Origin of the sequence: Streptomyces sp. NPDC003023, from assembly GCF_042888225.1 — a bacterium.
Taxonomy (GTDB): Bacteria; Actinomycetota; Actinomycetes; order Streptomycetales; family Streptomycetaceae; genus Streptomyces.
This window is the reverse complement of record NZ_JBIAPL010000001.1, coordinates 1,927,091-1,939,582: the sequence shown is the minus strand read 5'-3', so window position 1 is coordinate 1,939,582 and position 12,492 is coordinate 1,927,091. Positions and strand designations below refer to the sequence as shown.

Annotated in this window: 11 protein-coding genes; 4 read left to right on the top strand and 7 right to left on the bottom strand. The window is 72.3% G+C overall.

Annotation, left to right across the window (positions count from 1 at the left end; translation table 11 throughout):
• The 3 genes from ACFYV1_RS08185 to ACFYV1_RS08175 form a co-directional block, all read right to left on the bottom strand.
• The coding region (locus ACFYV1_RS08185; protein ID WP_389394524.1) for a winged helix-turn-helix domain-containing protein at nucleotides 1-430 on the bottom strand (430 nt) is incomplete at its 3' end.
• A 291-nt stretch (nucleotides 431-721) separates the two neighbouring features.
• Nucleotides 722-1,339, bottom strand: a complete 618-nt coding sequence (locus ACFYV1_RS08180) for a ScbR family autoregulator-binding transcription factor (protein ID WP_389394523.1) — start codon at nucleotides 1,337-1,339, stop codon at nucleotides 722-724.
• 1,174 nt (nucleotides 1,340-2,513) lie between these two features.
• Nucleotides 2,514-3,200, bottom strand: coding sequence for a ScbR family autoregulator-binding transcription factor (locus tag ACFYV1_RS08175; protein WP_389394522.1), 687 nt, complete (start codon nucleotides 3,198-3,200; stop codon nucleotides 2,514-2,516).
• 394 nt (nucleotides 3,201-3,594) lie between these two features.
• Here ACFYV1_RS08175 and ACFYV1_RS08170 point away from each other — a divergent pair, with 394 nt between their 5' ends.
• Nucleotides 3,595-5,712, top strand: a complete 2,118-nt coding sequence (locus tag ACFYV1_RS08170; RefSeq protein ID WP_389394521.1) for an acyl-CoA dehydrogenase — start codon at nucleotides 3,595-3,597, stop codon at nucleotides 5,710-5,712.
• Nucleotides 5,709-6,113, top strand: coding sequence for a DUF1992 domain-containing protein (locus tag ACFYV1_RS08165; RefSeq protein WP_389394520.1), 405 nt, complete (start codon nucleotides 5,709-5,711; stop codon nucleotides 6,111-6,113). Before ACFYV1_RS08170 ends, ACFYV1_RS08165 begins: the two co-directional genes overlap by 4 nt.
• Nucleotides 6,114-6,497: 384 nt before the next feature.
• Here ACFYV1_RS08165 and tgmB read toward each other — a convergent pair whose 3' ends face one another.
• Nucleotides 6,498-7,427, bottom strand: a complete 930-nt coding sequence (gene tgmB, locus ACFYV1_RS08160) for an ATP-grasp ribosomal peptide maturase (protein WP_389394519.1) — start codon at nucleotides 7,425-7,427, stop codon at nucleotides 6,498-6,500.
• Between the two features lie 13 nt (nucleotides 7,428-7,440).
• Entirely contained in the window at nucleotides 7,441-7,632 is a 192-nt protein-coding gene (gene tgmA, locus ACFYV1_RS08155; protein WP_389394518.1) for a putative ATP-grasp-modified RiPP, read from the bottom strand.
• A 374-nt stretch (nucleotides 7,633-8,006) separates the two neighbouring features.
• Between tgmA and ACFYV1_RS08150 the strand changes: the two genes are divergently transcribed.
• Entirely contained in the window at nucleotides 8,007-8,420 is a 414-nt protein-coding gene (locus tag ACFYV1_RS08150) for an SRPBCC family protein (protein WP_389394517.1), read from the top strand.
• Between the two features lie 66 nt (nucleotides 8,421-8,486).
• On the opposite strand, the gene ACFYV1_RS08145 is transcribed toward ACFYV1_RS08150, so the two are convergent.
• A complete protein-coding gene (locus ACFYV1_RS08145; protein WP_389394516.1) occupies nucleotides 8,487-10,127 on the bottom strand; it encodes a glycerol-3-phosphate dehydrogenase/oxidase in 1,641 nt (546 codons plus the stop codon).
• Nucleotides 10,124-10,717, bottom strand: coding sequence for a TetR/AcrR family transcriptional regulator (locus ACFYV1_RS08140; protein ID WP_389394515.1), 594 nt, complete (start codon nucleotides 10,715-10,717; stop codon nucleotides 10,124-10,126). The genes ACFYV1_RS08145 and ACFYV1_RS08140 overlap by 4 nt, the downstream gene beginning before the upstream one ends.
• Nucleotides 10,718-10,895: 178 nt before the next feature.
• On the opposite strand from ACFYV1_RS08140, the gene ACFYV1_RS08135 reads away from it, so the two are divergent.
• Nucleotides 10,896-12,491 (top strand): FAD-binding oxidoreductase, encoded by a 1,596-nt coding sequence (locus ACFYV1_RS08135; protein ID WP_389394514.1) that lies wholly within the window; start codon nucleotides 10,896-10,898, stop codon nucleotides 12,489-12,491.
• Nucleotide 12,492: the final 1 nt, after the last annotated feature.

The following is a 12,492-nucleotide window of genomic DNA, read 5'->3' as shown; positions in this document are numbered from 1 at the left end:
CCGCCAACAACTCGAACTCCCCCACATCACTCACCCCACCCCCCGACACCAGCACATAACCCCCCGGAGACGTCACCAACACCTCCTTCGCCGACCCACCCGACCCACCGGACGGTCCGCCACCACCGGACGGCCCACCACCACCGGCCGGTCTACCGTCACCGGCCGCCGGGGCACCGGACGACCCGTCACCGGCCGCCAGCGCCACCGAGATCAGATCCCGCAACTGCAGCACATACGTCTGCAACGTCGTCCGCGCACTGCGCGGCGGACACTGCCCCCACAACTCCTCCGTCAACGACGCCACCGGAACCACCCGATCCGCATGCAACGCCAGCAACGCCAGCACCTGCCGCGGCTTGGGCGCCGTCGGCGTCACCGACACCCCGTTCACCCGCACCCCAAGCGCCCCCAGCACCTCGATGTCCACGCCGTCTCCCCTGTGTCGAATGGCGCCTGTCTGCAACGGGCCGCGGCCGCACGGTTCGTGGTCTTCCCCCCGGGCCTGCGGTGTCCGTCCGGTACCCCGGGGGCCGGCCCCCGGGTGCCACCGGACACCCCGAGTAAAAAACAGGGCAGACGGTTTGTCAATACGAGACCGTTCGTGCTGTTTCTTGTGGGGTGGTGGCGGTCGCGGGGGGTGCGGTCCGGTGGACCGGCCGGGTCATACCGGGACACAGGGGCCGGTGGGACCCGGCCGGGGGCGGGGGCGGGTGGTCGGTTATGCGGGGGTGGTGTCGCGGGGGGCGGCGACGGCGCGGTGGGGGCCGCGGGCCAGGCGGGGCAGCATCAGTTCCCAGAAGCCGGTGATCTTGTGCGCGGACAGCCATTCGCGGTCCACGGAGCCCAGGACCTCGAAGCCGACGGTGGCGGCGACGACGGCGGGGGCCGCGCCGCGGGAGGAGACGCCCTCGGCGAGGCGGCCCTCGCGTTCGGCGCGGTGCAGCATCTCCTCGACCCAGCCCCGCCACACGCCGCGCAGGCACGGGCCGCCGGCCCGGGAGGTGTCCGCGCTCAGGTCGAACCCGGCCCGCACCACCACGTCGTCGGCCAGCGCGCCCATCAGCGCGTGGGTGGCGTCCACCAGCACCTGCAGGGCCCCGCCCGGCGCCGGGCGCGGCGCGGTGATCGCGGCCAGCACCTCGGCCGCCTCCTGCTCCACCGCCCGGGCCAGCGCGTCCTTGTTCCCGAAATGGAAATGCAGCGCCCCGTTGCTGACCCCGGCCCGGGCACTGATCACGGCCAGCGAGGCGGGCGCGAACCCCTCCCGCGCGAACACCTCGGCCGCGGCACCGACCAGCGCCCGCCGCGTGCGGGCCGCACGCTCCTGCTTGACCATCGACCGCTTCTCCTCCACTGCCGCAGCGGACCGCGCACACGGCCCGCCCCTTCCCGCCCCGCGACGGCGGGCCCGGGACACCGGCCGTCCGCCGCCCCCGCCACCGCCATCACCCACGAGGCGACACCCAAGATTAACAAACCGCTTACGCGGTTTGTAAGTGGGTGGAGGGATTCCGCTGAACCGGACCCGCCCCCGACCAGCCCCGACACCCCACCCGCCCCACCCGGCCCGCCCGCCGCCCCCGCCACCGGACAGAACGGGACGGGACAGGGCCCGCCCGCCGCGCCCCTCCGCGAGGGCACACCGCCCCGCGCGGGGGCGCCGCGCCGCACGGCGGGCAGGAGCAGGAACCGGCCCCGGCCCGGGGAAGCGGCCGGGGCGAGCCGGCACGCCACCGGCAGCAGCCCGCGGCGCACGGCACCCCCGCACACCACACCCTTCCCGCCGGACCACCCCGGCGGGAACCGTGCCGGAACAGGCCCCCCGGGCGCACGGTGAAACCCCCGCCGCCGCCCCCGGACGGACAGCCAAGGATCGGACCGACGGACAGACGGTGCGGACGGGCGGGCGGGCGGGCGGGCGGGGGCGGTCCTGCCCACGGGCACGGAAACGACCGGCACCAAGGAAGTCCGACCACACCGGACAGGACCGGCCATGACAGACCGTCACCCACCAGGGCCGCGCCGGCCCGGCGCGGGACACCGGCGCGACCCGGCCCCGACACCGGCGGGCCGGTGACCGGCAAGGCGGGAGCCCTGAGCCGGCGACGGACGACGGGACGGGAAGCCGGCGGCAGGCAGCAGGGCGCAGGCCGCGCCGCGCCGCGCCGTGCCGGGAGCATCAGGGTGCTCACGGGCCGGCCGCGGCGGGCGCACGGCCCGGCGGGCGGCCGGTGCCGGTGCCGAAGGCGCACGGCCGGGTGGCCGCGGCGGGCCGGAGGCCGGCGCCGAAGGCGCACGGCGGCCCCGCGGCTCCGGGCGGTGCCGGACGGGGGGCGAAGACCCGGGCAGTACCGGCCGCGGGCGCCCCAGTGCCGGATGCGGGGCGGAGACCCGGGCAGTGCCGGCCGCGGGCGCCGCGGTGCCGGACGCGGGGCGGGTGCGGGGCACCGCGCCCTCGGATGCGGGCCGCGGGGCGGTGCGGTGCCGGATGCGGGCGGGGCGGGTGGGGGTCAGTGGGGGGTGGGCTGGGGCGTGTTCTCGCGGTGGCGCAGGGCTTCTTCGTAGGCGTGCACGCCGCGTTGTGCGGAGAAGTCGAGGCGTACCAGGACTCCGGGCACGGCGATCGCCGTCATCAGGAACCGGTACAGGTCGGCGACCCGTTCGCTCATGTCGTCCCGGCCGGTCATGATGTTCGACAGCACCTGCACCCCGGTGAAGGCGCCCACGAACGTCTTCGCCGCGCCCTTCAGGTCCACGTGGGGCAGGATCTCCCCGCCGGCCTGGGCCCGTGCGAACAGTTCCTCGGTCTGCTCCGTCCACGCCTGCATCGGCACCCGCCGGTCCAGTCCGTCACGGGCCGCGCCCTGCTCCACCGTCAGCCGCACACTGCCCCGCACGATCGCGTCCCCGGTGTCCCGCCGCAGCAGATGCGCCAGCAGCAGCGCCCGGTCGACCGCCGTCTGCAGCATCAGCTCACCGGCCGGCAGGTCCGGCAGCACGTGCACCTGCTCCGCCAGCACCCCCTGCGCCAGCTCCTGCTTCGAGGCGAAGTGGAAGTACAGCGCCCCCTTCGTCAGCCCCGACCGCTTGAGGATCTCGGAAATGGTCGCCGCCTCGTAGCCGACCTCGTCGAACACCTCGGCCGCCGCCACCAGGATCGCCCGCCGCGTCCTCACGGCCCGCTCCTGCCGCGCCATCACCACCACCTCCGACTGTCACCGCGCCGCACACCCACTCGGCCCCGGAACCACCCACCAAAAGAAACCGGCGGGTTCGTATCTTAGCAGCCCAGCGCACCGCGGACAGTGCCACCGGCACATCACACCCCCGTCACCGCACACCGGCCCGCAACCACCCAGTAACCAAACCACGATGCCGGTTTCGAATGAGGGGCCCAAAGGTCCCTTTCAAGCGGAATGATCAGGTCCGACCAGGGGCGGAACCCGGCAGAAGTCACCCGGCGGACGCCAGGGCTGTGAGGCACGTCACGCCGAAACCCGTCCAACGCCTTGAAAATAAAACCGGTGGGTACGTATCTTTGGGCCCTGCGCTTCCCAGACCACCGGATCGAAACATCCCGCGGGAGAGGCCATGACCCTGCTGACCCAGCCCACCACCCCTGCCACCACCCCCACACCGGCAACCCCACCCACCACCGAGAACACCACCCCACCCACCACCACCCCCGCGGGAACCCCCACCCCACGAAGAAGCACACCCGTCACCGCCCCCGCCCCCACCACCCTCTTCCCCCGCCCCGGCACCACCGGACCCGCCCCCCGCCCCACCCCCCGCCCCCACCCCGGACCCGGACCCGCCACCACCGCCACCACCCCCCACACCCCCGAACCCGACCCCGGCACCGAAGAACACACCGTCATCCACGAACTGCGCCACCTCCTGTTCGACGGCGACGAACAAGACACCCTCCACACCCCCTGGCGCAACCTCATCACCCACCCCGACTTCCTCACCCCCGACCACCACCTCACCCCCGCCCAACGCACCACCCGCTCATACCAACGCCTCCACCACCTCAACGCCACCACCGCCGGCGACCCCCTCACCCTCGCCCAGGACCCCCGCCGCCTCGCCGCCCTCCACGAATGGACCGGCATCGCCGACAGCGCCCTCGCCACCCTCGCCGGCATCCACTACAACCTCTTCCTCGGCACCCTCCTCGACCACGACCCCCACCAACGCGACCTCACCCCCTACACCACCCTCCAACAAACCGGCACCTTCCTCATCACCGAACGCGCCCACGGCAACGACGCCGCCCACCTCGAAACCACCGCCCACCACCACCCCGACACCGGCGAATTCACCCTCCACACCCCCCACCCCGGCGCCGCCAAATTCATGCCCAACACCACCACCCTCGGCGGCCCCAAAACCGCCCTCGTCGCCGCCCGCCTCATCACCCACGACGGCACCGACCGCGGCATCCACCTCTTCCTCACCCCCCTCCACAACCACAACGGCCCCCACCCCGGCATCCACATCACCCCCCTCCCACCCCGCCACCTCCCCCACCCCGTCGACCACGCCCTCACCACCTTCACCCACGTCCGCCTCCCCCCCACCGCCCTCCTCCAAGCCCCCCACACCCACCTCACCCCCAACGGCACCCACCACACCACCCACGGCAACCCCCAAAAACGCTTCCTCACCACCATCGACCGCGTCACCCTCGGCAAACTCTGCATGAGCGCCGCCGCCACCGGCACCGCCCGCGCCGCCCTCACCATCGCCGTCCACTACGCCAACCACCGCCACACCACCCACCACAACACCCCCACCCCCCTCACCACCCACCGCGCCCACCACGCCCCCCTCATCGACCACCTCGCCACCACCTACGCCCTCACCCTCCTCCACCGCCACACCCTCAACCACCACACCCACCACCACCACAACGGACCCACCCCACCCACCCCACCCCCCCACCCCCACTACCCCACCGACCCACCCCCCACCAAACAACAAACCCACCACCTCACCGCCCTCACCAAAGCCTTCACCACCCACCACGCCCGCACCATCACCACCACCTGCCGCGAACGCTGCGGCGCCTGGGCCCTCCACCCCCACAACCCCCTCGCCCACTACACCCAACAACTCGAAGGCACCATCACCGCCGAAGGCGACAACCTCCTCATCACCCTCAAAGCCGCCACCCACCTCCTCCTCAACCCCCCACCCCCACCCCCCACCACCACCACACCCCCCAACCCCCTCACCAACCTCACCCACCTCAAAAACCTCCTCCACCACGCCCAACACATCTGGCACAACCGCACCAAACAAGCCCTCCACACCCCCACCCACCCCCACACCCCCCACACCCGCTGGAACAACGCCACCAACCCCGCCCTCACCATGACCCACCTCCACACCACCCTCCACACCACCAACGCCCTCCTCAACACCCTCAACCACACCACCCACCCCACCACCCACACCCACCTCAAAAACCTCACCAACCTCTACCTCCTCAACCAACTCACCCCCCACACCCCCGAACTCCTCACCCACCACCACCTCACCCCCCACCACCACAACCAAATCCACACCACCATCAACCACCTCCACAACACCCTCCACCCCCACCTCACCACCCTCACCCACGCCCTCAACCACCCCCACCAACACACCCCCACCCCACCACCCAACGCCGGCGGCGAAGACGTAGCCTGGAACACATGACCGAGCGCAAGCCGCCAGGAGTCAGCTTCGAGTCCTGGGTGGACAAACAGATCCGCGAGGCCGCGGAACGAGGCGAGTTCAGGGATCTGCCCGGTTTCGGCCGGCCGCTGCCACCGTCCGGGGACACCCACGACGAGATGTGGTGGATCAAGGGGAAGATGCACCGCGAAGGACTCGGCTTCCTCCCGCCTGCGCTCGCCCTGCGCAGGGAAGCGGAAGAGGCCCTGGAAAAGGCAGCCCGAGCACCTTCGGAATCCACCGTGCGGCGCATCATCGAGGACATCAACGAGAAGATCGCCGCAGCGATCAGGCGCCCACCGCCCGGGCCACTGCTCGGCCTGAAACCGTACGACACCGACGCGATCGTCGAGGACTGGCGGCAGAACCGCACCCAAGGATGACGATCACCGACAGCACCACGACCCGGCTCGACGCCCACTGAACGCAACCAGCGGCGCCGTGTACCGACGTCCGGCACTCACGTTCACGCCGCTTCGTGGTGGAGGCCGTCCAGCACAGCGAGTTCACCTTCGGACAGACGCAAGGCGCCGGCGACCACATTCAGGCCGAGGTGGCCGGGGTTGCCCGTACCGGGGACAACCAGGACGCGGGGGGCCTCTGTGCAGCGTCCACACCGGCCCGACCTGCGCCGCGCTCACCCCGTGGGCGCGAGCTCGTGGGCCGCTCCGTCCTCTACGCCCGCGCCGACGCCGCCGAGACCCCCCTCGAAGCCGCCTCCGCCTGAGCCCCGAGGCCAGGCCTCCGAGGGGCGTCGCCGCCTCACATCACATCGGGTCCTGTCCCAGCCAGGACGCGACCGCCCGTGCGATGGGCAGGCCGGTCTCCAGTTCCACGAAGCCGAACTGTCCACCCTGATTGCACTCGAGGAACCACCACGTACCGGACGAGTCCTCCGCGAAGTCGAAGGCCCCATAAGCGAGTTCGGCATGCTTCTTGTAGGTCTCGACCGCCCGGGCGACCTGCACGGGCACCTCCACGGGCTGCCACTCGTGGCCGGTGTCGCCGTAGCGGCCGTCGACCTGCCCCGGCTCCGCGGCCTTACGTGCCGCGAAGTGCTGGTCGCCCACGCTGGTCAGCCGGATGTCGGCGCGCTTGGCGATGTAGCGCTGCAGCATCGTGGGAGCGGCCGCGACTCCGGAGAAGTCCGCGTCCGGAGGTACGAGCGTGGTCGGCAGTGCCATCGGCGGGTTGCCCGGTGACTTGCCGGACACCGACTTGACGACCACGTGCCGGTACTGCTCCGCGAACTGACGGGCCATCGTCGGATGTGTGGTCAGGAGAGTGGCCGGAACCGGAAAGCCGCTCTGATGTGCGATGCGCAGCTGCCACGGCTTGCGCCTGGCCTTGGCGGCGGCGCTCGGGTGGTTCATCCACCGCGCCGCCGTGCTGTCCAGCATTCCGTACAGCGCGTGGGCGCTCTCGACGGTCAGCCAGTCGGACGGTTCAGGGGCGTGCGCCGCCGGCTCACTGGGCCTGCGGACCCACACCGACCGCAGTCCCTGCATGCTCGCCACGCGGCCACCGCTCGACAGGTAGCCGCGGAACTCACCCCGTACGTACTCCGCGGAAAGCGCCCCGCCGCCCGGCAGGTCGCCCGGGTCGAACCGCACCAGCGGCACGCCCTGTTCGTGGAGCTCCGCCACCACCATGTCCGCGGTGACGTCGGCCTCGCACGTCAACACCAGCACTGTCACGTCGCACAGCCGGTCAGTCGTCGAAGTGGGTCGCGGAGCCGGCCTTGGACGTCGTCGTCCCGGCCACGGCGAGCAGTCCCCGGTCCATGACGGCGGGCCGCCCGTCGGCGAGCACGTTCAACTGCAGGGCGGAGTCGTACGAATAGGGGGCGACAGCTGTGGCCGGCTCGGCAGGCTGTGCATAGTTCCACGCGAACGGTTTCATGTCTTTTCCTCCCCTGCCCGTGCGCACCTGCCCGGGCTCCTCATGTGACAGTACGTGGTCAAGTGGTAATGGTTTCATTACGTAAAGTCACCATGCGACTGCTGTTCCTCACGGCACCCCCCACGGAAGGCTGCGCGGTCCGCCGCTTCGCGGCGTTCCCCTGCCTTCCGGCGCCGTCAAGACAGACGCACCATCAGCCCCACAGGTTTCACACCGGCATCTCAACGTGACCCACGCGACATTCCAGACCGCCACATTCGGAACATCACGGCGAACGGGTGGGCCGTTCGGTGTTCTCGCTTCAAGTCGAGCCGTCGGGGCAAGGGTTGGTCGAAGAATCCCGTTTCCATGGATCGCCAAGGATTGGTGCACTGATGAGCGAATACGAACGCACCCGCACGATGCCCGCACTGCCGGAGCACATCTTCGACCAGGCGGCGCAGGTGGACCGGCTCGACAGCTGGCTTCCGGACGCCCTGCACGTCAGGGCGGAGGAGCTGCCCGCCGTCACGGTGCACGAGGACCGTACGGACGAGGACACCCCCGCACTGATGAAGCCCGAGAAGGAGCAGATGCGGGTCGAATGGGGGACGCGGAACGGCGGGAGCTACGCCGGTTGGCTTCAGGTGGCCGGCATCGAGTCGGGTGCCAGCGCGGTCACCGTGCACCTGTCGTTCTTCGACGAAACGCACGACCCCGGGGAGCAGGCCGTGAACGACGCCCTCGACCTCAGCCTCCGCCGGCTCGAGGAGCAGGTGAGGCTCAGGGTCGAGGGCTCCACCGGCTGAGACCGCTGCCGGCCCGCCCCGGCCCGGGACCTGCCGCCCGGTCCCGGACACGGGCTCGCCGCCGGGTCAGGAGAGGCAGCGCTCGAGTGCCTCGCGCGCCGCGCCGTACGCCGTGTGGCGGTCTTCGGCGACAAGGCCGATACGGGTACGCCGGTCGAGGACGTCCGACTCGTCGAGGGCTCCCTCGTGCCGTACCGCCCAGAGCAGTTCCGCCCCGGTGACCGGATGGCCGGGCACGACGGGCACCGCGAGGGTCGGGTCGGCCACGCCCAGGGCGTGGACGGCCGGGGCCTCCGCCCCGTAGCGGCGGACCAGCCGCCGAGGTGCGTCGAGCCTGGCGAGTACGCCCCCGGGGGCCGCCCCCACCAGCGGCAGGGCGGCCGTACGACTGGGTCCTGCCGCCGGCCCGCCCGCCGCGAGGGCGGCGTCCACGGCGTCCTCCGCCATGCGCCGGTAGGTGGTGAGCTTGCCTCCCACGACGGTGACGACACCGTCCGCCGAGGTGAGGACGGCGTGCCGGCGTGAGATGTCGGCCGTGCGGCCCGGTGCGGCCGCGCTGCCGGAACCGGCCGCCGCGCCGGTGTCCAGGAGCGGTCGCAGTCCCGCGAAGGCGCCGACCACGTCCTCGCGGCGCAGGGTCACGTCGAGGGCTGAGCCGAGGACGTCGAGGAGGAAGCCGATGTCCGTCTCCGGCACCTCCGGCACATCGGGGACGGGCCCCTCGACGGGTTCGTCGGTGAGACCCACGTACACCCGGCCGTCGCCCTGCGGCAGGACGAGGACGAAGCGGTTGGCCTCGCCCGGGATCGGGATGTGCATGCCGGCGCTGAGGCTGCCCAGGTCCTCGGAACGCAGTACCAGATGGGTGCCGCGGGAGGGGCGCAGCCGGATGTCGTCGACGAGACCGCCGGCCCAGACCCCTGCGGCGTTGATGACGGTGCGGGCCCTGATCTCCAGTTCCTCGCCGGTGAGTTCGTCGCGGACACGGGCGCCGGTGCCGGTCAGGTAGAGCGCGCGGGCCCGGGTGAGGATGCGGGCGCCGTGAGCGGCGGCGGTCCTGGCGAGGGCCGTCACGAGGCGGGCGTCGTCGGTGAGTTGGCCGTCCCAGGAGAGCAGGCCGCCACGCAGTCCGGTCGGGCGCAGCACGGGGGCCATGTGCCGGGCTTCCACGGCGGAGAGCGTGCGGGGCGCGGGCAGGGTGGCGCGTGAGGTGCGGGCGGAGGCGCGCAGCAGGTCGCCGGCGTGCAGGCCCGCCCATGCGAGCGCGGCCTGGCCGCGGCTGACCAGAGGGGTGAGGGGCAGGACGAAGGGCTGGGCGCGTACCAGATGCGGGGCGGTGCGTTCCATGAGGATGCCGCGCTCGACGGCGCTCTCGTGCGCGACGTCGAGGTGGCCGGTGGCGAGGTAGCGCAGGCCGCCGTGGATGAGTTTGGAACTCCACCGGGATGTGCCGAAGGCGAGGTCGTGGGCGTCGATCGCGGCGACGGTGAGTCCACGGGAGGCCGCGTCGAGCGCGGCTCCTGCCCCCGTGGCGCCGAGGCCGACGACGAGCACGTCGACCCGGGCTCCTTCCGCCAGTTCTGCGAGTTCGCGGCTGCGCCGCGCCGCGTTCAGCGAGGAGGCGGCAGGGGAGGCGGAGGAGGCTGCGAAGGAGGAGGCGGCGGTGGGAGCGGCGGCCGGGGTCGCGGGCCTGTCGGTGCGGCTCATGGTGCGAGGGTCCTCTCCAGAATGGTCCGCAGTTCATCGAGGAAGGCGGCGTCGGCGAGTTCGGGGTCCGTCTCTTCCGTCATCGTGCGCAGGGACAGGGCGAACGACTGGACGACGAGCAGCAGCGAGCGGGCCTGGCGGTCGGGGTGGAGCCGGCGGACGGATCCGTCGGTGTGGCCTTCCTGCAGGGCGCCGGCGATGAGCTCCAGCAATGCGTCCTGGCTGGCGCCCCGGCGGTCGAGGATGTACGGCAGCAACAGCTCCGGGTCCACGTCGATGATCTTGTGGAAGAGCGGGTGGGCGCGGATGGCGGCCACACCGGTGACGAGCCCGTCGACGAGCCTGGTCCGTGCCGGGGCACCGGGTTCGGGCATGGCGCCGACCGCGAGGCCGATCCACTCCCGGGTCATCAGGTCGCCGACCAGGGTGCGAACGTCCGGCCAGCGGCGGTACAGCGTCATGCGGGAGACCCCGGCGCGCCGGGCGACGTCGGTGAGCGTGGTGCGGCGTACGCCGACGGCCAGGACGCAGTCGCGCGCGGCGTCGAGGACGGTATCTGCGTCCGAGTGGTTGTGACGAATGGGCGTCATCTGTCACAGTGTAATGCAGTGAGGGGCCGCGCGGCAGGCTGACTGCCGAGTCCGCGCAGTCGACTGCCCCACGAAACGAGCTCCCCGCAGGACCGACGCCCGCGCAACCGAGGCCCCGACAGGCCGAGGCGGGCGAAACCCGGCGCCCCGCGAAACCGACGGTGAGGAATCAGCCCAAGTGGACATGTTGTGGAGCGGCTGGGGCGACCCGGCCAAGGCAGCACCCCTGCCGGAGACGGTGACCGGCCTGCTGCGCGAACTGCTCGGGGTGACACCGCGCGACGGCGGCCCCGCCTCGCTCGAGGAGATCGACGTCCCGCCGTCGGTGCTCACCGCCGCCGCACAGGCGGCGGTCACCGAGTGCGTGGGCGACGCGGCCCATGTACGCACCGACGCCGAGAGCCGCGTCCGGCACACCCGCGGCAAGTCCACGCCCGACCTGCTGCGCATCCGCGCCGGCGACGTGGACGACATCCCGGCGGCCGTGGTGCTGCCGGCGCGCCACGAAGAAGTGGCGGCCCTGCTGCGCGTCTGCGCCGAGCACGGCGTGGCCGCCGTCCCGTTCGGTGGCGGCACGTCCGTCGTCGGCGGCCTCGCCCCCGAGGGCAAGCGCTGTTTCGTCGCACTGGACCTGCGCCGGATGGACGCCCTGCTCGCCCTCGACGACGTCTCCCGGACGGCGACCCTGCAGCCGGGGCTGCGTGCGCCCGAGTGCGAGCGGCTGCTGAACGAGCAGGGCTGGACGCTGGGCCACTTCCCCCAGTCGTTCGAGTGGGCCTCCGTCGGCGGTTTCGCGGCGGCACGCTCCAGCGGGCAGGCGTCGGCCGGTTACGGCCGCTTCGACGAGATGGTGCTCGGCCTGACCGTCGCCACCCCGGAGGGCGACCTGGAACTCGGGCGGGCGCCACGCTCGGCGGCGGGTCCCGATCTGCGGCAACTGATCCTCGGCTCCGAAGGCGCTCTCGGCGTGATCACCTCGGTGACCGTGCGCATCCGGCCGCTGCCGACGACCCGAGTCTACGAGGGCTGGCGCTTCGCGTCGTTCGAGGCCGGTGCCACGGCTCTGCGCAGACTCGCCCAGGACGGCCCACGGCCGACCGTGCTGCGCCTGTCGGACGAGACGGAGACGTTCGTCGGTCTGGCACAGCCGGACCGTATCGGGGATTCGCAGGCCCAGCAGGCCGCAGGCTGCATGGCGATCGCCGGCTACGAGGGCACCGCGGAGGACACCGCCGACCGGCGGGCACGGGCCCGCGAGGTGCTGCTGGCCTGCGGGGGCGAGTTCCTGGGCGACGAGCCCGGGGACCGCTGGGCACACGGGCGCTACAACGCGCCGTACCTGCGTGATGCGCTGCTCGACGCCGGAGCGTTCGCCGAGACGCTGGAGACGGCGGCCTTCTGGTCCGATCTGCCGGTGCTCCACCGAGCGGTGCGGGAGGCGCTGACCGCGACACTGACCGAGGGCGGGACGCCGCCCCTGGTGATGTGCCACATCTCGCACGTCTACGAGAACGGCGCGTCCCTGTACTTCACCGTGGTGAGCGCCCAGGGAGACGACCCCGTCGCCCACTGGGCACCGGCGAAGCGGGCCGCGAACGACGCGATCCTGGCGGCAGGTGGCACCATCAGCCACCACCACGGGGTGGGCACCGACCACCGCGACTGGTACGCGAGGGAGATCGGCCCGGTCGGGGTCCGTATCCTGCAGGCTCTCAAGGCCGAACTCGACCCTGCCGGGGTGCTCAACCCCGGCGTGCTCGTCCCCGTCCGCTGAC